28 protein-coding genes are annotated in these 24693 nt (G+C 42.4%); 27 read left to right on the top strand and 1 reads right to left on the bottom strand.

The genetic code is table 11. The features are described from left to right. The first annotated feature begins 164 nt into the window (after positions 1–164). The 27 genes from MTBPR1_RS09530 to MTBPR1_RS09400 all read left to right on the top strand — a co-directional run bounded on the left by MTBPR1_RS09530 (position 165) and on the right by MTBPR1_RS09400 (position 23953). Entirely contained in the window at positions 165–2081 is a 1917-nt protein-coding gene (locus tag MTBPR1_RS09530) for a methyl-accepting chemotaxis protein (RefSeq protein WP_165602650.1), read from the top strand. Between the two features lies 1 nt (position 2082). Next, positions 2083–2733, top strand: coding sequence for a TVP38/TMEM64 family protein (locus tag MTBPR1_RS09525; protein WP_069188786.1), 651 nt, complete (start codon positions 2083–2085; stop codon positions 2731–2733). Between the two features lie 202 nt (positions 2734–2935). Next, a complete protein-coding gene (locus MTBPR1_RS09520; protein ID WP_069188785.1) occupies positions 2936–3319 on the top strand; it encodes a BlaI/MecI/CopY family transcriptional regulator in 384 nt (127 codons plus the stop codon). Then, on the top strand, positions 3319–4296 hold the full coding sequence (locus MTBPR1_RS09515; protein ID WP_069188784.1) for a M56 family metallopeptidase: 978 nt from the start codon (positions 3319–3321) through the stop codon (positions 4294–4296). The genes MTBPR1_RS09520 and MTBPR1_RS09515 overlap by 1 nt, the downstream gene beginning before the upstream one ends. A 101-nt stretch (positions 4297–4397) precedes the next feature. Continuing rightward, complete coding sequence (locus MTBPR1_RS09510; RefSeq protein WP_069188783.1) at positions 4398–4751, top strand: DUF6488 family protein; 354 nt, start codon at positions 4398–4400, stop codon at positions 4749–4751. A gap of 11 nt (positions 4752–4762) precedes the next feature. Then, entirely contained in the window at positions 4763–5455 is a 693-nt protein-coding gene (locus tag MTBPR1_RS09505) for a HupE/UreJ family protein (protein ID WP_069188782.1), read from the top strand. A gap of 1 nt (position 5456) precedes the next feature. Then, positions 5457–6032, top strand: a complete 576-nt coding sequence (locus MTBPR1_RS09500; protein WP_205631231.1) for a hypothetical protein — start codon at positions 5457–5459, stop codon at positions 6030–6032. 25 nt (positions 6033–6057) lie between these two features. Next, the gene (locus MTBPR1_RS09495) at positions 6058–6492 is read left to right on the top strand and encodes a YqaA family protein (protein ID WP_069188781.1); all 435 of its coding nucleotides are present in this window, start codon (positions 6058–6060) and stop codon (positions 6490–6492) included. Between the two features lie 222 nt (positions 6493–6714). Continuing rightward, positions 6715–7971: a TolC family protein gene (locus MTBPR1_RS09490; RefSeq protein ID WP_069188780.1), complete on the top strand. Its 1257-nt coding sequence runs from the start codon at positions 6715–6717 to the stop codon at positions 7969–7971. Further along, the gene (locus MTBPR1_RS09485; RefSeq protein WP_083223007.1) at positions 7968–9701 is read left to right on the top strand and encodes an efflux RND transporter periplasmic adaptor subunit; all 1734 of its coding nucleotides are present in this window, start codon (positions 7968–7970) and stop codon (positions 9699–9701) included. Before MTBPR1_RS09490 ends, MTBPR1_RS09485 begins: the two co-directional genes overlap by 4 nt. Further along, positions 9698–12859, top strand: coding sequence for an efflux RND transporter permease subunit (locus MTBPR1_RS09480; RefSeq protein WP_069188779.1), 3162 nt, complete (start codon positions 9698–9700; stop codon positions 12857–12859). Before MTBPR1_RS09485 ends, MTBPR1_RS09480 begins: the two co-directional genes overlap by 4 nt. 42 nt (positions 12860–12901) lie before the next feature. Continuing rightward, positions 12902–13246: a copper-binding protein gene (locus tag MTBPR1_RS09475; RefSeq protein WP_069188778.1), complete on the top strand. Its 345-nt coding sequence runs from the start codon at positions 12902–12904 to the stop codon at positions 13244–13246. Between the two features lie 200 nt (positions 13247–13446). Continuing rightward, positions 13447–13833, top strand: coding sequence for a hypothetical protein (locus MTBPR1_RS09470; protein ID WP_069188777.1), 387 nt, complete (start codon positions 13447–13449; stop codon positions 13831–13833). 350 nt (positions 13834–14183) lie between these two features. Next, entirely contained in the window at positions 14184–14453 is a 270-nt protein-coding gene (locus tag MTBPR1_RS09465) for a DUF2933 domain-containing protein (protein ID WP_069188776.1), read from the top strand. A 19-nt stretch (positions 14454–14472) separates the two neighbouring features. After that, a complete protein-coding gene (locus MTBPR1_RS09460) occupies positions 14473–15096 on the top strand; it encodes a redoxin family protein (protein WP_069188775.1) in 624 nt (207 codons plus the stop codon). Continuing rightward, positions 15065–15946 carry an RNA polymerase factor sigma-32 gene (locus MTBPR1_RS09455; RefSeq protein WP_069188774.1) on the top strand — a complete coding sequence of 294 codons (882 nt, stop codon included), beginning with the start codon at positions 15065–15067 and terminating at the stop codon, positions 15944–15946. The genes MTBPR1_RS09460 and MTBPR1_RS09455 overlap by 32 nt, the downstream gene beginning before the upstream one ends. A 135-nt stretch (positions 15947–16081) precedes the next feature. Then, positions 16082–16306 carry a hypothetical protein gene (locus MTBPR1_RS09450; RefSeq protein ID WP_069188773.1) on the top strand — a complete coding sequence of 75 codons (225 nt, stop codon included), beginning with the start codon at positions 16082–16084 and terminating at the stop codon, positions 16304–16306. Between the two features lie 125 nt (positions 16307–16431). After that, a complete protein-coding gene (locus tag MTBPR1_RS09445; protein WP_126465145.1) occupies positions 16432–17535 on the top strand; it encodes a c-type cytochrome in 1104 nt (367 codons plus the stop codon). Between the two features lie 13 nt (positions 17536–17548). Beyond that, complete coding sequence (locus MTBPR1_RS09440; protein WP_069188771.1) at positions 17549–17881, top strand: c-type cytochrome; 333 nt, start codon at positions 17549–17551, stop codon at positions 17879–17881. A 20-nt stretch (positions 17882–17901) separates the two neighbouring features. Beyond that, positions 17902–18885: a YncE family protein gene (locus MTBPR1_RS09435; RefSeq protein ID WP_069188770.1), complete on the top strand. Its 984-nt coding sequence runs from the start codon at positions 17902–17904 to the stop codon at positions 18883–18885. Between the two features lie 3 nt (positions 18886–18888). Further along, positions 18889–19668, top strand: a complete 780-nt coding sequence (locus MTBPR1_RS09430) for a DsbA family protein (protein WP_126465139.1) — start codon at positions 18889–18891, stop codon at positions 19666–19668. 8 nt (positions 19669–19676) lie between these two features. Next, a complete protein-coding gene (locus tag MTBPR1_RS09425; protein WP_069188769.1) occupies positions 19677–20111 on the top strand; it encodes a c-type cytochrome in 435 nt (144 codons plus the stop codon). Positions 20112–20138: 27 nt separating this feature from the next. Beyond that, positions 20139–20609: a c-type cytochrome gene (locus MTBPR1_RS09420; RefSeq protein WP_051610267.1), complete on the top strand. Its 471-nt coding sequence runs from the start codon at positions 20139–20141 to the stop codon at positions 20607–20609. A 24-nt stretch (positions 20610–20633) separates the two neighbouring features. Beyond that, positions 20634–21545 (top strand): c-type cytochrome, encoded by a 912-nt coding sequence (locus tag MTBPR1_RS09415; RefSeq protein ID WP_069188768.1) that lies wholly within the window; start codon positions 20634–20636, stop codon positions 21543–21545. A gap of 167 nt (positions 21546–21712) precedes the next feature. Continuing rightward, positions 21713–22156 (top strand): hypothetical protein, encoded by a 444-nt coding sequence (locus MTBPR1_RS09410; RefSeq protein ID WP_069188767.1) that lies wholly within the window; start codon positions 21713–21715, stop codon positions 22154–22156. Positions 22157–22421: 265 nt separating this feature from the next. Next, on the top strand, positions 22422–23333 hold the full coding sequence (locus MTBPR1_RS09405) for a metal ABC transporter substrate-binding protein (RefSeq protein ID WP_069188766.1): 912 nt from the start codon (positions 22422–22424) through the stop codon (positions 23331–23333). A gap of 35 nt (positions 23334–23368) precedes the next feature. Next, complete coding sequence (locus MTBPR1_RS09400) at positions 23369–23953, top strand: SCO family protein (RefSeq protein WP_069188765.1); 585 nt, start codon at positions 23369–23371, stop codon at positions 23951–23953. A gap of 100 nt (positions 23954–24053) precedes the next feature. On the opposite strand, the gene MTBPR1_RS09395 is transcribed toward MTBPR1_RS09400, so the two are convergent. Beyond that, positions 24054–24689, bottom strand: a complete 636-nt coding sequence (locus tag MTBPR1_RS09395) for a DsbA family protein (RefSeq protein WP_069188764.1) — start codon at positions 24687–24689, stop codon at positions 24054–24056. Positions 24690–24693: the final 4 nt, after the last annotated feature.

The raw sequence follows: 24693 nt of genomic DNA, 5'->3' as shown, positions 1-24693 counted from the left end.
CAGAAGTTTGTCACTCCTGTCTGAAATCACATCAAACTTGTGACAATCTTTTACCAGTCCCGGTATTGAAAAAGTTTGTCACCAAATAGGAGGGAATAGACATATTGAAGCAACAATGCTGATGTTAAATAGCTCGCATGTAACGACAATCAATGTGGGCCAAAATGAAAATTGTAACTAAGATTTCCCTGAACGTTTTTTTACCGGCATTATTGGTTTTGCTTTCCTTGATGGTTTTCAATCATTATCGAAGTGACCAATTAAGTAATATGCTTTCTGAACATGAACTGCATGCCTTAAGCAAAAGCTTTCAAACATCTCTTGAGAATGAAGCGAAAGGACTGAAAACAGTCGCCTCTCTCTTAAATGAACGTATTGATATCCAACGGGTTTTTGAAAGTGGCGCAGAGAATGACTTAGCTGAAAAATCAAATCAGCTAACAGGGGAATTAAGTCAATTTTATCATATTGACGCTGTTAATCTTTCCAAGGCTATCGTAGCCAATGATAAAGAGGAAGATCACGGGTCTTCCCACAAGAACGCAGCTTCTGGGCATGGTCTTTCAATTCAAAATGAGCAGTTGCAATCAGAAGCCAGTGGAAATGTGAGTATTGAAGGTCGTGCCATTGGCAGCGTTACATTAACGGCACCAATCAATTTCTCTATGCTTGAACACTTTAAAGAGGCATATGATGCCGATGTCGTGTTGATGTTAGGGACCGATATTCCAAGCAGCTCGATAGTTGCAGCGACCATTGATGAAGCGGACCAGAAGTCATTGAGGGAAGCATTAATTGTTTCAGCAAAAACAGGACAGAACAGGTTGAATCTTTCTGTTAATGGAAAGCCCTCAGAAAGCCTGAGTACACCATTAAAAGATAAAGATGGAAAGACGATTGGATTTGTCAGTGTCATCTTAGATAAATCGAGTGCTGCAACCATCCAGTCTGAGAATATGACTCTGTCCATTATTTTTGGCGTGGTTATTTTGAGCTTGGTTGTGATTTCGACCTATTACTTTACAAAACGCTTAACATCTCCCGTGCTCAGCATTTCTGACGCCTTAACCAAACTCACAAACAATGAAACGGACTTCATTACGCCTGGATTAAATCGTAATGATGAGTTTGCCTCAATTGCATTTGCTCTTGATAAATTAAAGGGAACACTAAAAGAGCGTAACGTTCTGCAAAAAGAAAAAGAACAACATCAACGGGCACAAGAAGAAGAACGTGTGGAGATGGAAAAAGCTATTCAAACCTTTGAAAATGATATTTCTGAGATTTCAAAAGATATTGTTCAACTCGTCAATGTATTGGAAACATCCTCTTCGACAATGTCAGGAGCAGCAGAAGAAACAAACCGGTTAAGTAGTTCTGTCGCATCTGCAGCTCTTCAAGCGGAAGCCAATGTGAAAGAAATTTCCGAAAATTCTGAAGTCCTAGTCGATACAATCAGCGGAATAGGCACGCAAATTGGCAATACGTCATCAATTTCCCAACAAGCTGTATCTGATGCCAAAAATGCTACAAATAAAATTGCTCAATTGGAAGCTGCTGCTGATGAAATTGGAACAGTCGTAAACTTGATCAATGATATTGCAGCCCAAACCAATTTATTAGCACTGAATGCAACGATTGAAGCAGCACGTGCTGGAAATGCTGGGAAAGGATTTGCTGTTGTTGCAAGCGAAGTCAAAAACTTGGCAAATCAAACAGCACGAGCAACTGAAGAAATTGTCACTCAGATTTCCGGTATTCAAGGTGAAGCAGCAGGTGCTGTATCTGCGATCAACCAGATATCGGACACGATACAGAATATCTATACTTTGGCCTCAGAAGTTCAAGGCCATGTTGAAGACCAAGGACAGGCGACAGCTAGTATCGCTTCAAATTCAAATCAAGCTTCTGAAACATCAAGTGAAGTTTCAGAGAATATTGAACAGGTTGCGTCATCAGCAAAATCGACAGGTGATGCAGCAGGTCATGTCCAAGGTGTTGCTGAGAAATTGCAGGGCAGAAGTGATCAATTAAGCCAGTCTGTAAGCGTTTTCTTGAAACGCGTTACTAGGGACACTTAAAATGAAAAACATACTGTTCTTAATCAGTATATTGATACTATTTGGACTGTATATTTATTTTGACTCAACTGGACTTCTGGAAACCTTCTTTGATACAAAAGAGCTTAAAAATGCTGTTCAAGAATTGGGGGTTTTAGGGCCAATAGCGATTATTATTTTAATGACAACAGCTATTGTGCTTGCTCCCTTGCCCAGTGCACCCATTGCTTTGATCGCAGGTGCACTTTATGGGCATCTTTGGGGAACTATTTATATTCTTATTGGTGCTGAGTTGGGTGCAATAATTGCGTTCGGTCTAGCTCGTTATTTTGGACACAAGTTCCTAAATAAATGGATAGATACTGAGGTTATCTCAAGACGTTTTTTGGGATCTCAAAATGTTATTATGGGAATTGTCTTTATCTCAAGGCTTCTTCCGTTTGTGTCATTTGATCTTGTAAGCTACGCAGCTGGTTTATCGTCTATCTCAGCATGGCGCTTTGCCATTGCGACTTTAGCTGGGATCATTCCAGCAAGTTTTCTATTGGCTCATTTCGGAGAAGAATTCTCATCATTTAATGCAGAACGTATAGTCATTTCAGTACTTGTACTCGGATGCATTATGGCTCTACCGTTTGTTATTAAAATATGTAAAGGACGTTTGTCGGTTTAGTGTGTGGCTCTATTCATTTATAGCAAGTGATTACCAAATCTTTTTAGACATCGCTTGTCACAAAATTAAGAGAGGAAACTTACCGGACATTGTGTTTTCAATTAATACTATATCGGTATTGATACGAGTGAAGCGTGACAGTTTCTTGTTGTGATTAGTAAAACCTGATATGGATACATAAATCATTTCTAAAGGCTTGAAGATGCAGTTAGGCGAACTTGAAACACTGGTGTTGAATTATCTGTTTGATGAGCGAGAAGCGAATGCCAAACAGGTCCATCAGCATTTTTCCAAAGAACGTGGAGGGTCTTTGAATACGATCCAGTCCACTTTGGACCGACTGTTCAAGAAGGGGCTTCTGGAACGAGAGAAGCAAGGTCATGCTTTTGTTTACTCACCAGCCCTAAATCGTAAAACTTTGCTGGGCAACCTTATTTCCAACATTACGGCAGAATTTGCCAAGGACAATAACGATACCGTTCTTGAAGCCTTTGTCGATGTATCCAGTGAACTGGACGAAGAAAACTTGGAACGTTTGGAAAAACTGATCACGTCCAAGAAGAAGAGCCTGCAAGGTGGTCAGTAATGGTGTTTGACAGCACTTGGTTTATTCATCTGGCATTCCTGATTGCGATTGGGTCATTGATCTTTTCGATTATAGGGTTCCTCTTCTATAATCCCTTTCTTCACTTAACAGAGAAATTCACGCCAGCCTCAAGATTAATCTTCATACGTGGCTATATTTTCATGCCGCTTGTCGGTGGCGTTTTATTGGCGGCGATGGCGACCGTTCCTTCTGTTTTCCATGACACGGGTTTGCCTATAGATCATTGCCACAATGAGTTTGGCTGTTTCGGGGGGGAGCAAAACCATTTCCCAACTTCTGTGGAATTGATGGTGCTGTTTGTTCTCGTTTCCTGTTTTATCATGCCATTGACCAAAACAGTTTTCCATAAACGTCGTTCAGATGCGTTGGTCAGAAGCATCCTTGCCAACAGCACTCCTTGTGCAAACCACAAGGCACAGATCATCGAAACATCAGATGTTTTTGCCTTCTCGGTTGGATATTTCAAACCGATCACGGTAGTCACTCGGGGCTTGTTGAAGACTTTGAATGCAAAGCAGATCGATATTGTTCTGGCACATGAACAAGCCCATACCCGACATAAAGACAATCTGATGAAACAGATCAGTCGAGTAGTGGCGTGTTTACATATGCCATGGTCCCGCAAGGCTTTACTCGAACATCACAGCCTTTGTTTTGAGCTTCGAGCGGATCAGGAAACACAAGATAAAAACAGATCGAATGTTGATGTCGCTCAAACTATTCTGGACGTTCATAAGGCATCCAGAACTTTCACAAACAACGATTTAAATCTTGTCGTCTCGTTTCTCGGTAATGCTGTTGAACAAAGAGTAGAAACTTTGTTAGGGGACGACACTCAGCAGCAGTTGAGTAAACAATCTATCACGACTTTTCTTGCTTTTGTGCTGATGTTTGCGGTCTTAACAGCCGTGCCATATCACAATTTTTTGGAACGCCTGTTTCAATCAATTCCGTAATGTAATTTCATTGATTTTGTAAAAACCGATTGCCTATCGGTTTTTGTTGAATTATACCTATCAGAAAGAACGAACGTATCAACTCTTTCAATAGGTGTTCCATGAAGTTCCTCAAATCACTCGCCTTGGTTCTGGCTCTCAGCGTTATCAGTATTTCTCCCGTTTTGGCACATAGCAGCGGCCATGGTCCTCAGCAAGTCAGCAAAGGGCAAGTCATTGCGAAAGCAACAACTGACCTGAGCGATATGATTGACAATGGTAAAAAAGTTGATGGTCAGGTGTTGGATGCGTCTTGGAATAAAGCCACAGAAAAGGATATCTATAAGAAGAATGTCCGTTACTTTGTTGTTTCCATCAAGCACCCAGAAATAGGTAAGAACATTTTCATATTCCTGAACCGCAATGGCAAGTTGGCAGGCGTGAATTTCTCTGGTGAATTTGACGATATCCAATAAGGTTTTTCTCAATGACCCGTTTGTTTTCCCTATCGACCCTGTTATTTTTTACCATCGTTATGATGCCGATGGCCACACTGGCACATGGTGTTGATGACAGTACCAAACAGTTCCTGCTGTCAAATGAGGGGGTATCGATCATCCCCTATATGTACATCGGGGCAAAACACATGATAACGGGATATGACCATCTGCTGTTCCTTGTCGGTGTCATCTTCTTCTTGTACCGATCCAAAGATGTTTTGGTCTATGTGACCCTGTTTACGATTGGTCACAGCCTCACTTTAATGACAGGCGTCTTAAACGAGATCGCCGTCAATCCGTATTTGATTGATGCGATCATCGGCTTCTCCATCATTTATAAAGGCTTTGATAATCTTGGAGGCTTCAAGAAACTCATTGGTTTCCAGCCTAATACAAAAATTGCGGTTTTAACCTTCGGTCTGTTTCATGGTTTCGGTTTGGCGACCAAAATTCAAGAATTTCAAATCCCGAAAGATGGATTATTTGAGAACCTTATATCATTCAACGTTGGTGTGGAAATTGGTCAGTTCCTTGCCTTGATCTTCGTATTGATCCTTTTGGGTTTCTGGCGACGACACGAAAGTTATCTGCGGTTTTCTACCGTAACAAATACATTGTTAATGAGTGGTGGGGTCATGCTTACCGGGTATCAATTAACAGGCTATATCGTAGGACAATAAAATGGAAAAAGTCGAATATACAGGTAAATCCCAGCATGAAATGCTGCATGTTGTCCAATCGACAGCAACATTGGTAAAAGCCTCTCTTGCGGCGACGGCACTTGCGGCTGTGTTGTTAGTTACGGTCATCCTGCCAGCCGAATATGACATCGACCCAACAGGCATTGGTGCAAACCTCGGTCTTACAAAATTGGCTGATGAACCTGTTTCACCCATGAAAAAAGCGAATGCAGCCACACCTGAAAGTACCCGTGAATATCAAGAAGCTATGGTCGAGGTAATTGTCCCGGCTAACTCTGGCATTGAATACAAATTGGATGTTAAAAAAGGCGATGCCATCATCTATGAATGGATGAGCAATGACGTAAATCTTTATTACGATTTTCATGGTGAACCCGAAGGTGACACGACAGGATATTTCCAGACTTATACCGCCAGCACAGCCAATACAGCCAAAGGCACATTGACGGCTCCCTTTAACGGAACGCATGGGTGGTATTGGAAAAATGAAACAGATAAGCCGGTGACAGTGTCGTTATTTACCGAAGGCAATTATGTGCTGGTCGGGAAGAAATAGACCATCAGCTAATACATAAACCCTCATGACTGACATCGGCGTTTATGCAGGATTGTTTTCAGTTTCGTTTCTGGCTGCAACAATCCTTCCTGCCCAATCTGAATTGGGCTTGTCCGCTTTAATCCTTTCAAGTGAATATTCAATCGTTCTTTTGGTGTTGTTTGCCAGTGCTGGCAACACCATTGGGGCTGTGGTGAATTGGTGGTTGGGACAACGAGTTGAGAAATTCCGGGGCCGTCGATGGTTTCCCATAAAACCACATCAACTGGACAAAGCCTGTAGCTGGTATCACAGATATGGTCGATGGAGCTTGTTGCTCAGTTGGGTGCCGATCATTGGTGACCCATTAACCTTTGCCGCAGGTGTTTTACGCGAACCTTTGAAAAGCTTCTTCTTAATCGTCGCAGTTGCTAAGACGGCACGTTATGTGATGGTCGTCAGTCTTCTTCAAGTTTTGTAGATAAAATCGTTTTAAGGTTTCTTATAACCTTTTAATTTGTCAGCTTTATCCACTTTGACACACTTTGTTACACTTTGGCACAACTTGACCCACTTTTGAAATACGTCAGCCACATTCTTTAGGCACATTCCCCATCGTAGTTTTTTGCGCTGCAAAAGGCTTTTGGTGAATGAAAGGAAGAAGAATGTTGAAAACTGGTGTTTCTCAATGGGGTGTAGGTCAATGAATAAAATTCGGGCCTTAGCCGTTAGCGCCCTTGCGTTAAGCCTTATGTCGTCTGGTGCTTTCGCACAGGAGTTGACATTGTCAGAAGCTGAAAAGCTGACCTTGGAAACTGATCCTCTTTCACGAAAATTCCAAAGCAGTGCATTGGCACAAGAAGACCTTGCAGTTTCAGCTGGGCAATTACCTGACCCCAAAATCAGTTTAGGGGCGCTGAATTTACCGACTGATACATTCAATACTGATCAAGAAGCAATGACCCAGTTTCAGGTCGGTATCACCCAACAAATCCCGAATTTTGATGTTCTGGATGCCAAGACCGAAATTGCAACAGCACTTTCACGTGTTGATAGAGCAAATGAAGAAGCCCGGAAGCTTCTTTCACTGAAAGCTGTGCGTTTGTCTTGGCTGGATGCGATTTATTGGAAGAAAGCTCTGCTCATTCTAGAGGATTACAAAGACCTCGTAGAAGACGATATCCGTTCAGTCCAGGCAATTTACAGTTCGGGACGAATAAGTGCACAACGTGTAATCGCCGCAGAACTTGCGTCCAGTTTGCTAGATGACCGGTCTCTTGGCGCAATCAAAAATTTGGATATTGCAAAAGCAAATCTGAGTAAATGGACAGGCGAAAATAGTGCAGCGCGAACACTTCCTGAGAACACTCCCGTTTTTGCAAAACCTTTTAAAGAAGATGACTTTCTACAAGCTGTAAAAAATCACCCAACTTTAAAGGTGTTTAATGAGAAAGAGGCTGTGTCGGAGCGGAAGGTAAAACTGGCCGAAGCTGATTATGGGCCAAAATTTGGTGTCGGTGCTTCTTATGGTTATCGACAAGATACGCCTATGGGAGATACGCGATCTGATTTAGTCAGTCTGAAGTTTTCTATGAGTTTGCCATTTTTTACCGGACCTCGCCAGGACCGCAAACTGAGTGCACGTAAACATCAGGCTGCCGCCGCTCGCCTTCGTGCAGAAGAGCAATTACGTGAATTAACCCGTCAATACCATATTGAAACAGCGGCATATGAACGCACACAACAACGTTTACTAAATTTCGATGAGCAAGTTTTAAAACGTGCCAAAGATAACGTCTCAGCTGCAATCACAGCATATCAATATGAGGCTTCTGATTTTGACGCTCTGGTGCGTGCTCGTGTTTCTGAACTGGAGGCACAATTGAAACGACTTCGCCTCGAAATCGATAGTTCAAAATACCTCGTCCGCCTTCAATATCTTCAAGGAGAAACACTGTGAGTTCTAAAACAGTGATCATCGCCCTATCCGCTGGATTATTGGGCGCAATCGGCATGTATGGTGCCCAGCAATCAGGAATGCTCGGTGGTTCAGCCAGCTCCATGTCATCAAGCGAAAGTACTGAGAAAAAAGTTCTTTATTGGGTGGCGCCGATGGACCCCAATTTTCGCAGCGATAATCCGGGGAAATCCCCAATGGGGATGGATTTGATCCCTGTTTATGAAGGCCAGGAAAATAATGATGACGATTCCGGTGCCATAAAAATCAAACCGTCTGTTGTAAATAACATCGGTGTGCGCACTGCATCCGTAGAACGGTTGGATTTGTCACGTAACATCGAAACGGTTGGCTATCTTGATTATGATGAAAGTAAAATTCAACAAGTCCATGTTCGCTCGGATGGTTGGATCGAAAAACTGGCTGTAAAATCAGTTGGTGAACGTGTCAAACGGGGACAGTTGCTTTTTGAATATTACTCACCTGATTTGGCCAATGCCCAAGCCGAATATCTTCAAGCTCTACAGACGGGACGCAAAGGACTCATTGCGGCTTCAGCAGAAAGGTTACGTGCCTTAGATTTTGGTCGCCCTCAGATTAATGCGCTTCGCAAAGATCGTAAAATCCAGCGTCTGGTTAAAGTTCGCGCTCCACAGGATGGTGTGGTGTCTTCTATGAATGTACGTGATGGCATGTACATTACCCAAAAGAAAAGCACTTTTACATTAGCCGACCTTTCATCGGTATGGTTGCTTGCAGATGTTTTTGAAGACCAGGCTCAAGCTGTAGAAGTCGGCCAAGAGGCAAGAATGAACTTGTCTTATGCACCAGGTAAGCATTGGGAAGGTAAAGTCGAATACATCTATCCGACCCTTGATGCCAAGGCACGCACGCTCAAAGTGCGTCTGAAGTTTGACAATCCGAATGAAGAACTCAAACCGAATATGTATGCCAAAGTCAGTATTTCTGGCGTTGGGAAAGATGACGTTCTAACGGTTCCGCGTGAAGCTGTCATTCGTTCAGGAAAAAGAGACCGCCTGATCCTGTCTCTGGGGGAAGGCCGTTTCAAATCTGTTGAAGTTATCAGTGGTATCGAAGCCAATCAGCGTATTGAAATTAAAAAAGGCATTTCTGAAAACGATACTGTAGTGACGTCTGGTCAGTTCCTTATTGATTCAGAAGCAAGTCTGTCTGCCAGCATTCAACGACTTTCAGATACGGATGAATCTACTGAGGGCGAAGAATCAAAGCCAGCACCATCTACAATGGCCAAGGTAAATACACTTATGGCTGATCATGGCATGGTCAACTTGACCCATGAGCCCATTCCGGAAATTGGCTGGCCCGCCATGACCATGGATTTCAAACTCCTGCATGATGCATCCCTAGAGGGCCTTAAAGAAAATGGCTCTGTTCATATCACACTTGCCCAAGATGAAGAGGGCATGTGGGGCATTTCCAAAATTATGGCGATGGCAGGGCCAAAGATCGAAGCTTATGGTGAAGGTGTCATCAATAATGTTTCCGTTGAAAACGGTATCATCAATATGAAACATGCCCCTATTCCTGAGATTGGTTGGCCTGAAATGGAAATGGATTTTGTCAAACTCGGTGATTTTGATATTGCAGCCTTAAAAGCCGGTGATCAAATTCGTTTTGGTTTGAGTAAAGATGCAGAAGGTATGTATGGCCTTGGCAGTGTTGAAGTTTTGGAAGAGGGTAGCGGCCAATGATCTCCAATATTATTCATTGGTCAATTAATAACAGGTTGATTGTTATTCTTATGACTGTGTTGTTCGTCGGATGGGGCTCCTATTCGGTGATGAAAACCCCACTGGATGCGATCCCTGACCTTTCTGATGTTCAGGTTATTATTAAAACAAGTTATCCCGGACAAGCGCCCCAAGTTGTAGAAGACCAAGTAACATATCCGTTAACAACTGCAATGTTATCGGTGCCTGGTGCAACCAATGTCCGTGGGTATTCTTTCTTTGGTGATTCTTATGTTTACATCATTTTTGAAGATGGAACTGATCTCTATTGGGCAAGGTCTCGAGTTTTAGAATATCTCAGCCAGGTTGCTCCAAATCTGCCACCAGAAGCTCGAGCTGCTTTAGGCCCTGATGCAACAGGTGTGGGCTGGGTCTATCAATATGCATTAACCGATAAATCTGGAAAACACGATTTATCTCAATTACGTTCCATCCAAGATTGGTTTTTAAAATATGAGCTCCAGACTGTGCCTGGTGTCTCTGAGGTCGCCACAATTGGTGGAATGGTCAAACAATATCAAGTGATTGTCGATCCTGATCGTTTGCGTGCCTTTGGTATTCCATTATCAAAAGTGCGTATGGCCATTAAAAACGGCAACCAAGAAGTTGGTGGTTCTGTCATCGAAATGGCCGAAGCTGAATATATGGTTCGTGCAACCGGTTATATTCAATCTGAAGAAGACCTACGTTCCATACCACTTGGGGCAACATCAACGGGCACACCGATTGTAATGGGCGATATAGCCGACATTCGCGTAGGGCCACAACTACGTCGTGGGATTGGTGAATTAAATGGAGAAGGTGAAGCTGTTGGTGGCGTAATTATCATGCGTTGGGGTGAGAACGCCCTAACAACGATTGAGGCTGCTAAAGCAAAAATAGAAGAACTTAAAAAGGGTTTGCCTGAAGGTGTGGAAATTGTTGAAACATATGACCGTTCGGGTTTGATCGAGCGTGCAGTTGAAACACTAAAAGAAAAGCTCTTAGAAGAATTTATCGTTGTTGCACTTGTTTGCGCAATTTTCCTCTTTCATGTGCGTTCAGCCCTTGTAATCGTAGCCAGTCTGCCAGTTGGTATTATTGCAGCCTTTGTCATCATGGGACAACAAGGTATTAACGCAAATATCATGTCACTTGGTGGTATTGCAATTGCAATTGGTGCGATGGTCGACGCGGCCATTGTAATGATCGAGAATGTACATAAGCATATGGAGAGAATCAAAATCACTGACGAAAACCGTTGGCGGGTTATTGCAGACGCGGCAAGTGAAGTTGGTGCACCATTATTCTTCTCTCTTGTCATCATTACTCTAAGCTTTGTGCCAGTTTTCACTTTGGAGGCTCAAGAAGGGCGACTGTTCTCACCACTTGCCTTCACGAAAACATATGCGATGGGTGCTGCGGCGATATTATCAATTACGCTTGTACCAGTTCTAATGGGTTATTTTATTCGTGGTCATGTTGTTCATGAACACAAAAACCCAGTAAACCGCGCACTTATTGCAATGTATCGTCCCTTTATCAATGTGGCTTTGCGTTTCCCAAAAACACTTATTATTGTCTGTTTGGCATTGGCAATGACAGCTGTTTGGCCACTTAAAAACTTGGGTAGTGAATTTATGCCTGAGTTGGATGAAGGTGATTTACTTTATATGCCTAGTGCGTTTCCAGCTATTTCAGTTGGCAAGGTTGCGGAAGTTGTTCAACAAACAAACAAGCTGATCCGCACCATTCCGGAGGTGGAAACTGTGTATGGTAAAGCGGGACGTGCAGACAGTGCGACTGATCCAGCACCACTAACCATGATCGAAACAACGATTAAATTGAAGCCGAAGGATCAGTGGCGTGAAGGCATGACCATTGACGGTTTGAAAAAAGAACTTAATCAAATCGTTAATGTACCCAGCTTGACCAACACATGGATCATGCCGATTAAAAACCGTATTGATATGTTAGCAACAGGTATTAAAACACCTGTCGGTATCAAAGTCGCGGGACCTGATCTTGACGTTATTGCCAAAGTTGGTGAAGAAATCGAAAAGGTCGTTAAAAATGTTCCAGGTACAGCATCTGTATATGCGGAACGTGTAACTGGTGGGCGCTACGTTAATGTTGATATTGATCGTGCAGCAGCTGCGCGTTACGGCTTGAATATTAAAGATGTTCAGGATGTTGTTAAAACAGCAATTGGCGGGATGACTGTCACACGAACTGTTGAAGGGCGTGAACGCTACCCTGTTAATTTGAGGTATCCTCGTGATGTTCGTGATTCTGTTGAACAAGTGAAGACTTTACCAATTGTGACGCCTAATGGGGCACAAATTCCTCTTGCTGAGGTTGCCAATGTTAAAGTTGTAGGTGGTCCCGGTATGATCCGGTCAGAAAACGCACGCCTAAATGGTTGGATTTATGTTGATATAGCAGATCGTGATCTCGGTTCTTATGTTGTTGATGCAAAGAAAGCTGTTGCCGATCAGATCAAGTTACCAGCAGGTTACTCGATTGCATGGTCTGGACAGTATGAGTTTATGGAACGGGCTAAGCAGAAATTGTCTGTTGTGGTTCCAGTCACGATTGCCATTATCGTTGTTCTTCTCTTCCTAAACTTTAAAAACCTGATCGAAGTTGGCATCATCATGGGAACTTTGCCATTCGCTCTCGTAGGTGGCGTTTGGTTACTCTATCTCTTGGGGTACAACTTCTCTGTAGCCGTAGGTGTCGGCTTCATCGCTTTGGCCGGTGTGGCTGTAGAGATCGGTGTATTGATGTTGGTTTATCTTAATCAGGCCCTTGATAAATGTATGGATGCTATTCCAGACCGTCGCATCACTTATGAAGATTTGAATAAGTCAATCATTGAAGGGGCTTTGATGCGTGTTCGACCGATTATGATGACCTTCTCAGTTGTTGTTGCCGGGCTGTTGCCGATCATGTTTGGTACCGGTACCGGTTCTGAAGTGATGCGCCGTATCGCTGCGCCAATGGTTGGCGGCATGATCAGTGCGACCGCACTTGCTCTTCTGATTATTCCCGCTGTGTTTGTTATTTGGAAACGAGCACAGATGAAAAAAGCGGAAAAGAAACTGAAAAAACTGGAAGCTCAAGAAGCAGATTCCTGATCCTAAACTCTTATTTACAACTCCATTAAAGGAAAGACTAAAATGAAAAAGACACTCTCAATTGCTATGGCTGCCCTTACAATCGGCTTTATGAGCACAGCGGCACTTGCCGGTTCTGGTCACAGTGATATGAAAAACATGAAAGGTCATGAAATGAACATGGCTGGCATCAATGCGACTGGTAAGGTAAATGCTGTTAAAGACGGCAAGGTCAATATTTCTCACGGTAAAATCAAAGAGCTCGGCTGGCCTCCAATGAAAATGGACTTTGCTGTTGCTGAAGGCGTTGACGTCAGCAAAGTTAAACCAGGCCAAGATGTCGAATTTACTTTGGGTAAAGGTAAAGGCGGCATGTATGAAATTATGGGCATCAAAATGGCTCATTAATACACTCATCATAATGATTTCAAAGAGGCGCTTTAATAGCGCCTCTTTTTTTGTTTTATAACAGTGTATTAGGATGAAATATTTTGTTTCAAATTAAGATGTTTTTGTCGCAAAAAGAAACATTTATGACAAACAACTGACAAGCCTATCCATCATATTCCTTTTTAGCGAAACACACTAACCTAACAAAAGGAAAACTTATGAAACGCTCTTCACTTTTTGCAATCGCTATTGCCGCTACTACTGCTATGTCTTTCGGTGCACAAGCCGGCTCAGTCATTGAGTATTCTGATACTTGGAAACCGGGTTTCTCTTATGATGATGGAACTAACCAATACACACGTATGAAATATGTTGAAGAAGATACCGGGTATTATCCTGACAGCAAAATGATGACGGTCACAAAAACTTCTAACACTCTTAAGCCTGGGTACACACCGGATGACAATGGTTCCTATTATAAAGTTGTCCAAGTCCCGAACCCTAAATACGGTACCAAGCTGGTTCGCAAAACGCCCCATGAACAAAAAGAATGGGCTTTAGATCATTCTTACGATGATGGAAAGGATGTATATATCAAGAACTAACTGATCAACGATAGCCTCCCTTAAATTACCCTTTAAATAACAACTTAATCGTCAGCCGTTTTCTTAAACGGCTGATTTTTTATTTCGCAGCTTAACTAAATATCTAAAAATTGTAGCAAAGTGTGACAGGTACAGGGATTGACATAATCTGTCACCAAGTGAGGGAGGAATAGACACACTTCAGACAAGGGAATGCGGTTTAATACACTTGATCAACAGAGAGATTGCCCTTCTCTCATGAACTGCCCCTCTGAACGAAGGTGGGAAACAAAACGATGATGATATCCTCCAATATAAACCATCGTTCCCCTTTCCACTTTCGTTCACCCTTTTGAAAACGGAGATAAATTATGAAACACCTCAAATCATTCTTTGGTTCCCATATGGGAATGATGTTGGTTTGTTGTCTTGCAATGGTTGGAGCCTACTTCGTGTTTGCCAGTGGTATTGCAGAAGGAAGTACATTGGCCGCTTTGGCTCCGTTAATTGCCTGTGTAGGCGTTCATTTCCTCATGATGAAAATGACAGGAAAGAGTTGTCATGATTCTCATGATGGAGAAAAAAAGAAGACGAAACAGCTGAACGCAAACCATCACGGCATCCCTAAAACCAATCCATAAACCTGGAAAGGAGTTTGTCATGGGCAGCCACCATAGCATTCACCTTCATCATGTATCAGAACAGGCTGAAAGAAAAAAAACTCACTATGTTTCCACATATACGCCCGTTCTGATCGCATTAGGCCTGATAACAATTTTATTTAGTGCATACAGTTTTTTAAATTTTGACAGCCCGGATGAATCGGTTGGAAATAACACACCGATCTTTTCCCTTCCTCCCGTCGAAGGAGAAATTTCGGGGCTGAACTCAAATGACTTCCATGGTCAGTATTCTCTGGTCAGCGTTTTTGCTTCCTGGTGTGAAGAATGTCAGGAAAATCATAATTTCCTTTTAAAACTATCAACTGAGCAGGGGCTTCCTGTTTACGGCCTGAATTATAAAGACCGACCAGAAGATGCCCGTTTGTGGCTGGATCGTCACGGTAATCCATTTACCAAGATCGGTGCCGACCTTAATGGGGAAGTTGCTTCAAAATGGGGAGTTTACGGTTTACCGGAAATCTTCCTTTTGAATGACAATGGCCAAGTCATTTATCGACATATGGGCAGTATGGATATTGATCGTTTTAATCAAGACGTTTTACCTCTGATCACCAAATATGGAAAGCAGGATGAGCATATATACCCCCCAGAATACAGATGAGCTTCAAGCTTATTTGAGAAAAGCATGGGACTATCCCATTCTATCTGCTGAAGAGGAAAAGAAATATTTATCTGACTTTCTTCATGCCCAATGTCCATCAGCAGCAGAAACCCTTATCACCAGTCATTTGCGTCTGGTTGTTAAAATTGCGATGGATGCAAAAGGCTATGGATTGCCTGTTGCTGATTTGATTGCAGAAGGGAATATCGGTTTGCTCAAAGCACTTCATAAATTCGATCTATCTAAGGAAGTCAGGCTTTCTACTTATGCTATGTGGTGGATCAAAGCATCTGTAAATGATTTCATTTTAAAGAACTGGTCACTGGTTCCTTTGGGGACAGTGAATGCACAAAAGAAACTGTTTTTCTCGTTGAGACGAGTGAAACGGGAGCTTGAAATTATCGACAATGGTGAACTGAGCAAAGATCAAGCCCAGAGAATTGCAGCAAAAGTTGATACCAGTGTTGAAGATGTACAGCAAATCAATAAACGTCTATTTGGTCGGGATCAGTCGTTAAACGCCCCCGTCGGAGATGACACCTATTCCCAGCATCAAGACCTCTTGGAAGATGGAGGGCCAAATCAAGAAGAAGTTTTAGTGGTACGTCAAGAAACAGCGATAAAGAAAAAGGCAATAAAAGCTGCTTTGCGTCGCCTTGAAGGTAGGGATAGGGAAATTGTGAAAGCAAGATACTTGGCTGAAGAACCATCTTCACTGAAAGAATTGGGGCAACGTTTTGGTATTTCCAGTGAACGAGTTCGCCAATTAGAGGTTCGTGCTCTGGAGAGTATTTCAGCTTTCATTCAACGCCATGTCACATACAGACAAATTTGCCATGGAAACGCATAGCTCCCTTTATCGGGGTATTTTGTGACAAAGTTTGTCAACTCCCACTTTTGCCACACTTTGTCATTTACTTGTGTGTTTTAGACATACTTCGGACACGTCTATTCGCAAAAATACGGGTAATGAAAGGATGATGAAATGGGTGAAATTGTTAACTTAAATTCAGTTTCCAAGGTGAAACAAGAGGTACCACTTATTGCCCGTGCCATCGTTATTGAATCGTTAGAGGAATTACGCGAAGCCATGACCGAAACACTTGGATATGCAGAGCTGGTTGGATGCGACATTGAACAAGTTCGTAAATGTATCAAGGTTATGGCTGACAGTATTGAACCTGGGGAAAATGGGGGAGAGCACTCGTGAATTTGAGGGCATTTGTAAAATTATCAGCAGTATTAGCCGGAGGATTTCTTTCTGTATCAATCGCGCAGGCAGAAGATCCAAAACAGGACATTTTTCTACACCAGTTGAAAGATGTCAGTGGAATTGTGTTCAACCCAAAAGATAAAGAAAAATTTACCGTGGCAACACCTCATGGTGTTTTCACAGTTAGAGAAAATGGCTTGGTCAAAAAGTTAAATAAAAACACAGGCTATTTCATGGAATTGATATCCCATCCCAATAATCCGAATACCTTATTTGCAAGCGGCTATGTAAGCAAAACGGAAAAAATGGGTGTTGTTAGCTCAAAAGATGGGGGCCGGAACTGGCAAAAATTAGGTGACGATGCAAACGGTATAGCCTCTTTCTATGCCATGGCGATCAGTGCGGTTTCCCCGCGTATTATTTATGGGGTTGATGAAAATATACAAGCCAGTGCAGATGGCGGTAAGACCTGGACAGTTGTGAGCCCTATTCAAGGGGAACGTATGTTTGAAATTGCGGTTTCCCCCTTAAAGCCTAAGACGGTCTATGCAGGTACTTTCAATGGTCTTTTCAAAAGTGAGGATGGGGCTAAGACGTGGAAAAACATTGGCCCCGTCGATAAACCTGTCGCTTCTTTGCAAGTTACAAATAAGGGGCAGATACATGCCTTTATCTATGATTACGGTTATGTCACAGCCTCTGAAAAAGATTTAAAATGGAAACGCCATGCTAAAGAATTTCAGAAACGCGCCCTGCTAAACGCAACCATTGATCCGCGAAACCCAAAGCACATTTATGGTGTCTCAGACACTGGTGCGATGATGATAAGTAAAGATGCTGGTGAAACATGGGGAAGTTTTGAAGGCAATCAATATGCTTCAATTGACCGGATTAAAGCAGGTAAAACACTATATGAAGATAATTGTGTTGCCTGTCATGGTGAAAAGGGCGCGGGTGAAAACCCCGCAGACCCAAGAGCTGTTGATGAAGAGGGCTTGCCATTAGCACCTTCGCTCAACGATACAATGCATGCCTGGCATCATTCAGATGATCAGATTATGTCAACGATCCTGAACGGTGTTGAGCGCAATGAACGTATGATTGCCTGGAAAGAACATGATGTAAGTGAAGAGGACGCAAAAAGTCTTGTCGCGTACATTAAAAGTCTGTGGAACTTCAACAGCTTGTCGTGTCAGGGTCCACGACATATGAGCTGCATGCATTGAGGAAGAAACAGTGATGCGTCTTTTCCTCATCATTACCGTTATGACAATGACTGTTTTCGCTTCGGCGTCTCAAGCACAAGAGTTTGATGCTAGTGCAACATATTCTGAGTTTTGTGCCGCCTGTCATGGCTTTGATGGAAGCGGTATGAGTGCCGAAATTCCTGATTTCACAGGCGATCAGAACCGCTTAGGAAAAGACGAAAACATCCTTACAAAAATTATCATGGAAGGTGTGGAAGAGGCTGATGGCACAGTTTTGATGCCAGCATTTGGAGGAGCCGATCCATTCTCAACGGAACAATCTCGTGAACTCATTCAATACTTACGTGAGAACTTTGGGTCATGAGAATTATGGAGAATATAAAAATGCAAAAAACACTTTTCTCAATTGCTGTTGCTGCAACAGCTATTATGTCTATCTCAGCCTTTGCCGAACCGTTTATTTATGTCGCCGCCGGAAGCGCCAATAAAGTGCTGGTTATTGATAGTGAAAACAACCAGGTCGTAAATGAGTTTGACGGTATCAGGAACCCCCATGCCTTAGCGATCACACCGGATGGTGAATATGTGATAACAGCTAGCCTTGCCGCAAAAAAGAACGAGATGGGTAAGATGGAAGGTACACTCTTTGTCATTCATCCTGAGCATGGCCACATCATGTCGACGCGCTCGCTGCCGGGTATGGTTCATCATCAGGCGATTAAACCTACAGGGCGTTATGTTGTATCGACACACCCGACATTAGGTGGGGTGAGCATTACGGACCTCGATGGCTCCCCAAATGATATTTTCCTAAAAACGGGCAACGGACCCAACTACACTGTTTTCACAAAAGACAGTGGACGTGCATTCATTTCTAATACAGGTAGCGGAACAATTTCTGAGGTAGATACCGTGACATGGAAGGTTGTACGAACCTTGGATGGCGGCCCTACGCCAGAACATCTCGCGTTATCTAAAGACCAGAAGAAACTTTACAGCGTAAATGCAAAAGCTGGAACAGTCTCTGAAACAGATATTGCATCTGGAAAAGTTACACGATCATTTTCTATCGGTAAGGGTGCGCATGGTTTGGACCTGTCAGAAGATGGACAGTCGATTTATGCGACCAGTAAAAAGAGCGGTGTTGCTGTAAAAATCGATATTGAAAATGAAACACGAACAGAAATTCAACTTGCGCCCTCTCCTTATCACCTTGAAGCGTTAACTGGGACAGGCAAGGTTTTTGTTTCCAGCAGTAAATCTCCAAAAATCTGGGTGATCGATGCTCAAACCTTCAAACCTGTCGATGAAATCGCCATATCGGGTGAAGGCCATCAGATGGTGTTAAGCGCCACCCATACGGATTGATTTATGATGTCGTTAACAATGAAAAGCACCTACCAAATTATATTCTTGAGCGTCATTTTTATGCTCAGTCTAATTACGATCAATGACGCTCACTCTCAGGGTTTGAATGATAAAGAAAAGGCAGAAGTACGGAAGCTTGTGAAAGAGACAATACTGCAGCAACCAGAAATAATCTTGGAAGCCTTACAGCTCTTGGAACTGAAAAAACAAACAGCAACAAAACAGCGTATCGATGAGGTGTTGGTATCCAAAGCCAATGAAATCTATTTTCACCCAGACGATCCCGTCGGTGGAAATCCAAATGGGGATGTCACTCTTGTTGAGTTTTTTGATTATCGTTGCGGTTACTGTAAACGTGTCCATGACACGGTTTTAAAGCTCGTTAAAGAAGATGGAAATATTCGATATGTATATAAAGAATTCCCAATCTTAGGCCCTGAATCTGTTTTTGCAGCAAAAGCCGCGTTAGCGTCAAACTATCAGGACAAATATACGGTTTTTAGTGATCTTCTAATGCGCAGCCGGGGGAAATACTCAAAGGAAAAGGTTTTCAAGATTGCTGAAAAAGCAGGGCTTGATATTCCTCAGCTTAAACAAGATATGAATGAGCATGAAGATCTTATCAACAGTATCGTCCAACGAAACTATGCCCTTGCACAACAACTCGATATTACTGGAACACCAGGCTTCATTATTGGAAATATGATTATTCGCGGTGCAGCAGATTTGAATACATTGAAAGCGGCTGTTGAGCGGACCAGAAATTCAAAAAAGAAAGAGTGAGACTATTAATGAGTTTTTCAGAACAAATTCCTAAAATTGTAATTGTCGGACTGTTGATCGGCGGTATCGGTGTTGTTGTAAACAATATGATGTCAGGTTCTAGTGACGCTACTGTTGTCGATGTAGAAATGCCAGGAAAACTGTCCGCAAAAGCGGTAAAGGGTAAAAGAACATTTTCCGAGAACTGTGCAGCTTGCCATGGTGAAAATGGCGCAGGTTCTGAACAAGGCCCACCTTTAATCCATAACATCTACAATCCTGGTCATCATGGTGATGAATCCTTTTACCGTGCAGCAGTTTCTGGTGTCACAAGCCATCATTGGAAATTTGGTAATATGCCGGCACAGCCTCAGGTATCCAGATATGACATGGAGAATGTTATTAATTTTATTCGTGAGGTCCAGGTTGAAAATGGCATCCGATATCAAGCTCATAAAATGTAACCCCTCTAAAATAATGAAGGAAATAAAATGAAGAAACTTTCGATTAAAGCAAAAGTTGCCGGCTTGAGTGCTGTCATCGTTGTATCAGCAACAACTGCAGTACTCGCCCATGGTGGTGCGATGGGTATTGTCAAAGAACGCATGGATTTGATGAGTGCTATTGGCAAAAACATGAAAGCAGTTGCCGCTATGGTTAAAGGGGAAACTACTTTTGATGCCGCAGTGATTGAAACATCCGCAAAATCCATGGCTGAGCATTCCACTAAGATCAATGCCCTTTTCCCAAAAGGCTCAATGGATAAACCAACAGAGGCCCTGCCAACAATCTGGGAAGATTGGGACCGCTTTGCACAATTGAGTAACGATCTGGAAACGGAAGCCACAAAACTTGGCGAAGTCGCCACGACTGGTGATAAGCGTGCCGTGATGATGCAATTTGCGAAAACAGGAAAAGTTTGTTCAACCTGCCACACAGATTTTCGTGTGAAAAAAGATTAATTATAAAAAGAACGGAGCCCCCCAATGCGTACATCTTCATATTTGACCAGTGTTTTATCTTTAACTCTTCTTGTCTCTTCCCAGGCTTATGCAGGTAATGATCAAGCTGATTCTGTAAAGCGTGGAAAATATGTCATGGACATTGGGGGGTGCGTTTCTTGCCATACAGATAAGAAGTACAAGGGGAAAGAACTTGCCGGCGGTCTAGGTCTTCCCACCCCATTTGGAACTTTCTACACCCCAAATATAACGTCAGATAAAGAATTTGGCATCGGTAGCTGGGATACTGAACAATTCATTCAAGCAATGACGAAAGGGGTCTCCCCGGATGGATCACATTATTTCCCTGCTTTCCCTTATACCTCATATGCGAAAATGACACGCCAGGACTTGGTTGACCTAAAAGCCTATTTGGATACTGTTCCACCTGTTGCAAAAGCTGCCCCAGAACATGATGTCCCATTTCCATTTAATGTGCGAGAAGGCATGATGGTTTGGAAGGCATTATTCTTCGACGACAGCCCATTCAAGCAAGATCCATCCAAGAGTGCTGAATGGAACAGAGGGGCTTATTTGGTCAACGGTCCAAGTCACTGTGTGGAATGTCATTCGCCAAGAAATTTACTTGGCGGACTGGATACGGAAAACCTGTTAGCGGGAGAACCTAAGAGTCCGGAAGGCGAGAAAATTCCAAGTTTGCTAAACAGTGACGAGAGCAAGTTTTCTAAGTGGAGCCATACGGACACAGTCTTTGGCCTACAAATGGGCATGACACCAGAAGGTGATTTCCTTGGCGGCTCTATGGGGAAAGTGATTGCCAATACAACAGGCAAAATGACTGAAGCAGACCTGAAAGCCATTGCAGCCTATCTAGGGAAACCGGATAACAAGAAAACGGCTACCAATGAACCAGGTCAGGATAAATCTGGAAGTTAAACCTGACCTACGTCAATGCTCTTCATATGATGGACTGCAATAATCCGACCTTGAATAAAGGGGAACGAATATGATGCTGCAGGTATTCTCAAAATAAGATGTCAAAATAATTTTTTGCCACATTTCTTATTTAGTGAACACCAAATCAGTAATTGGATTTATGACGCATGAGTTTATCTGCCAAAATAAAAAAGGTAACGGCATTAATTGCTCTATCAGTATATCTGGTAATTGGCGTTGGTGCGGATGTAGCTTTTGCTAATTGTTTTGAGCAGAATGGCGATATTTATTTTGAGAAGGCAATGCATGGAATAACCATGCAGGAACATCAACAAGATTCATTACATTCTGTCCTGCTCTTTGATGGTGGTAATTCTACTTCAGTGATTGCTTCAAAGGAATTACACCGTGATAAGCGCATAACTCCTGAAGGTAATGCAAACTCAACACATTCCTTGAGTTTATTACCAAGTGATAAAATTAAACTTTATACTATTGCCGACCTTTTATCTGGCTCACCTAAAGCAATTTATGTGGAGGCTCCCCTAGAAAGCTCTTTTCCACATTATAATGCCCTCAACACAAAGAAAACGACCATCCTCATAATTTGATAACCGTCACTTCAAATAAAGTCACGGCCTTTATAGGCGTGCATCCGGTATCAAGAGTCGTTTCCATTTTCACTTTCATAGCTTTTTTTTCAAACAGTTTCCATCTTGGAGTTTAGCCTGTCTTTTGACATGGGCTTAGTAACGATAGTTTTGAATGAATGGATAATGGAATTAGATTTATATCTTACTTACATCTGACTAATGTCAATGCTCTTCAAATGACGGGCTACAATAGATCAGAAATCCAAAATCAAGGGGAACAAATATGTTTTGGCGGTTATTTTTAACATTCTGGATAGCTATCTTTTCACTGACTTCAATGGCGATTGCAAAACCTGTGGAAGTTGTTGCAACGATCAAGCCTATTCACTCTTTTCTTAGTGCATTGATGAAAGGAGCCGGAGAACCGATCTTATTGATGAAAGATGTAACACCATACGATTACTCACCATCGCCGGAAGATCAGGCATTGTTGAAACGTGCTGATTTGGTCGTCTGGATGGGACCGGAGCTTGAGAAAAGTGTCGCAGAGATTTTGACGCCTGAAATAAAAGATTATGAAATGCTCAGTGATACCGAGTTCAAAGTTTTACCAGATCGGAAAATCGATAATTTGCGTGACCCCTATATGTGGCTGGATGTTCGAAATGCTGAGGTTTTCCTTGATTCTCTTTATGAAAAAATAGTTACCCTTGACCCCAAGAATGAGAAAATTTTCAAAAAAAACCGAAACACTTTAAAATACAAGATCACTGCTTTAGATCGAAAGTTTGAATTTGGGTTCAGAGGTATTGCTGCGGGTATTTCTTGGATGTATCACGATACACATCAATATTTTGAACAATCATACGCCTTCAAGTCCCTTGGTTTTTTGTCTGAGCATCCGTCAGAAAACGCACAAACAGCAAATATCTTTAAGATGCGAGCCGCATTAAATAATTTTGATAAGATTTGTTTCTTTGTTGAAGAAGGGTTGAGCCAAAAGAACATGTCACTCGCCATTAATAAAGAACAGGTTCAAGTTGGAACATTAAAATCATTCGGCTTGAGCCTGCCTGCAGGGCCAGATTTATACGTTGATATGATGCAATATAATTATGACACCATTGCGAATTGCTATGCTTCTATCGGTGCCAAGTACAGGGGTGCAAAGCCTTTAAACAAGATTGCTCAATAAGAAGTGTAAACTAAAATATTACTGGAAATAATGTCATGAAATTCTTTATTGCTATAATCGGATTTATCCTTTTCTCAACTGTCTCACATGCTCAACAATTAGACTGGGAAGCCAAGGAAAAAAGGACCATCGGTGGCAAATGGATAATGAGCAATCATTTTAACGAGTTCGTCACAGATCAACATTTTACAGGTAAATTTCGCATAATTTTTTTTGGTTATACATTCTGCCCAGATGTATGTCCTACATCGCTTTCTAACATTTCAGAGGCTATGGACGAACTGGAAGGCATGGAAGAAAAGTTCCAACCGCTTTTCATTTCAGTTGACCCAGAACGCGATACAACGACAGTTCTGCGTGAATATGTTAAAAACTTCCATCCATCGATCATCGGCTTAACCGGACCAGCTAAGCTCATCAAACGAACGGCAGATTTATTTAAAGTAAAATATTCAAAAGTGCCTGGTACAAACGATAAAGATGAACATTATCTAATCGATCACTCTGCAGGTGTTTATTTTATGAGCCCTACAGGACAGTTTATTCGTAAATTCGCTCATGGCCTCTCCGGCAAAGATATGGCAAAGCGTATCAAAGAAATCCTCGACGAAAACAGATAATGGCAATAAGCCGCTGTTAGTCCCACCATTAAAACTGATTAATGGTGGGGGAATGAAAATTTATTGATGAAAAAACTAAATAATAACTTGAGCTTTTTATCTACAGGGCATCGACTTCATCTTGGACAAGCTCTTCAAGTTCAGTACGCCCAAACTTTGTTAAGGGTTTCCCATTAACGAAAAATGTTGGTGTTTGGCGAACGCCTGCAGCTTCCACATCTTGAACAGACATATTAAGAATAGCTTGGATGTCTGGCAGGTTTTTATCAATCTGAGCTTTTTCCATATCAAACCCCAAATCTTCAACCATTGCCCAAACATTTGCTGCGGGACGACCGTGTGGTGCCCATTTAGGCTGTGTTTCATAAAGACGTTTAAGTGTTTTGGTAAATGCACCTTGTATTCGTGCAGCTTCTAATAAACGGATGGCCTCTTCGGATGGGCCGTGGAAAGCCACATAACGCAACACCAAGCGAACCTTGCCTTTGTGCTTTCTCATAATGCTTTTCACAATGGGATAAAAAGCTCGACAGGCTTCACAGGCAGGATCAAAAAATTCGACAATTGTAACGGGGGCATCGTCAGGACCAAACGTTGGGGCAAAGGGCCGAAGAAGAGGACCATCTTCTGACATTTTTTGAGCAGGACCACCGGACGGCTTGTAAAAGAACACTCCACCTGTAAAAAGAGCCAAAGCTCCGGCAGCAGTTGATGCGATGAGAGCGCGTCTGTTCATTTTT

Source organism: Candidatus Terasakiella magnetica (genome assembly GCF_900093605.1).
GTDB classification, from domain to species: domain Bacteria; phylum Pseudomonadota; class Alphaproteobacteria; order Rhodospirillales; family Terasakiellaceae; genus Terasakiella; species Terasakiella magnetica.
The sequence above is the reverse complement of the archived record's forward strand: the minus strand, read 5'-3'. Positions and strand labels throughout refer to the sequence as shown.

Bases quoted from the DNA above. Each gene is read 5' to 3' on its own strand.
- MTBPR1_RS09530 (WP_165602650.1), top strand. From the start codon at position 165: ATGAAAATTGTAACTAAGATTTCCCTGAACGTTTTTTTACCGGCATTA.
- MTBPR1_RS09525 (WP_069188786.1), top strand. From the start codon at position 2,083: ATGAAAAACATACTGTTCTTAATCAGTATATTGATACTATTTGGACTG.
- MTBPR1_RS09520 (WP_069188785.1), top strand. From the start codon at position 2,936: ATGCAGTTAGGCGAACTTGAAACACTGGTGTTGAATTATCTGTTTGAT.
- MTBPR1_RS09515 (WP_069188784.1), top strand. From the start codon at position 3,319: ATGGTGTTTGACAGCACTTGGTTTATTCATCTGGCATTCCTGATTGCG.
- MTBPR1_RS09510 (WP_069188783.1), top strand. From the start codon at position 4,398: ATGAAGTTCCTCAAATCACTCGCCTTGGTTCTGGCTCTCAGCGTTATC.
- MTBPR1_RS09505 (WP_069188782.1), top strand. From the start codon at position 4,763: ATGACCCGTTTGTTTTCCCTATCGACCCTGTTATTTTTTACCATCGTT.
- MTBPR1_RS09500 (WP_205631231.1), top strand. From the start codon at position 5,457: ATGGAAAAAGTCGAATATACAGGTAAATCCCAGCATGAAATGCTGCAT.
- MTBPR1_RS09495 (WP_069188781.1), top strand. From the start codon at position 6,058: ATGACTGACATCGGCGTTTATGCAGGATTGTTTTCAGTTTCGTTTCTG.
- MTBPR1_RS09490 (WP_069188780.1), top strand. From the start codon at position 6,715: ATGAATAAAATTCGGGCCTTAGCCGTTAGCGCCCTTGCGTTAAGCCTT.
- MTBPR1_RS09480 (WP_069188779.1), top strand. From the start codon at position 9,698: ATGATCTCCAATATTATTCATTGGTCAATTAATAACAGGTTGATTGTT.
- MTBPR1_RS09475 (WP_069188778.1), top strand. From the start codon at position 12,902: ATGAAAAAGACACTCTCAATTGCTATGGCTGCCCTTACAATCGGCTTT.
- MTBPR1_RS09470 (WP_069188777.1), top strand. From the start codon at position 13,447: ATGAAACGCTCTTCACTTTTTGCAATCGCTATTGCCGCTACTACTGCT.
- MTBPR1_RS09465 (WP_069188776.1), top strand. From the start codon at position 14,184: ATGAAACACCTCAAATCATTCTTTGGTTCCCATATGGGAATGATGTTG.
- MTBPR1_RS09460 (WP_069188775.1), top strand. From the start codon at position 14,473: ATGGGCAGCCACCATAGCATTCACCTTCATCATGTATCAGAACAGGCT.
- MTBPR1_RS09455 (WP_069188774.1), top strand. From the start codon at position 15,065: ATGAGCATATATACCCCCCAGAATACAGATGAGCTTCAAGCTTATTTG.
- MTBPR1_RS09450 (WP_069188773.1), top strand. From the start codon at position 16,082: ATGGGTGAAATTGTTAACTTAAATTCAGTTTCCAAGGTGAAACAAGAG.
- MTBPR1_RS09440 (WP_069188771.1), top strand. From the start codon at position 17,549: ATGCGTCTTTTCCTCATCATTACCGTTATGACAATGACTGTTTTCGCT.
- MTBPR1_RS09435 (WP_069188770.1), top strand. From the start codon at position 17,902: ATGCAAAAAACACTTTTCTCAATTGCTGTTGCTGCAACAGCTATTATG.
- MTBPR1_RS09430 (WP_126465139.1), top strand. From the start codon at position 18,889: ATGATGTCGTTAACAATGAAAAGCACCTACCAAATTATATTCTTGAGC.
- MTBPR1_RS09425 (WP_069188769.1), top strand. From the start codon at position 19,677: ATGAGTTTTTCAGAACAAATTCCTAAAATTGTAATTGTCGGACTGTTG.
- MTBPR1_RS09420 (WP_051610267.1), top strand. From the start codon at position 20,139: ATGAAGAAACTTTCGATTAAAGCAAAAGTTGCCGGCTTGAGTGCTGTC.
- MTBPR1_RS09415 (WP_069188768.1), top strand. From the start codon at position 20,634: ATGCGTACATCTTCATATTTGACCAGTGTTTTATCTTTAACTCTTCTT.
- MTBPR1_RS09410 (WP_069188767.1), top strand. From the start codon at position 21,713: ATGAGTTTATCTGCCAAAATAAAAAAGGTAACGGCATTAATTGCTCTA.
- MTBPR1_RS09405 (WP_069188766.1), top strand. From the start codon at position 22,422: ATGTTTTGGCGGTTATTTTTAACATTCTGGATAGCTATCTTTTCACTG.
- MTBPR1_RS09400 (WP_069188765.1), top strand. From the start codon at position 23,369: ATGAAATTCTTTATTGCTATAATCGGATTTATCCTTTTCTCAACTGTC.
- MTBPR1_RS09395 (WP_069188764.1), bottom strand. From the start codon at position 24,689: ATGAACAGACGCGCTCTCATCGCATCAACTGCTGCCGGAGCTTTGGCT.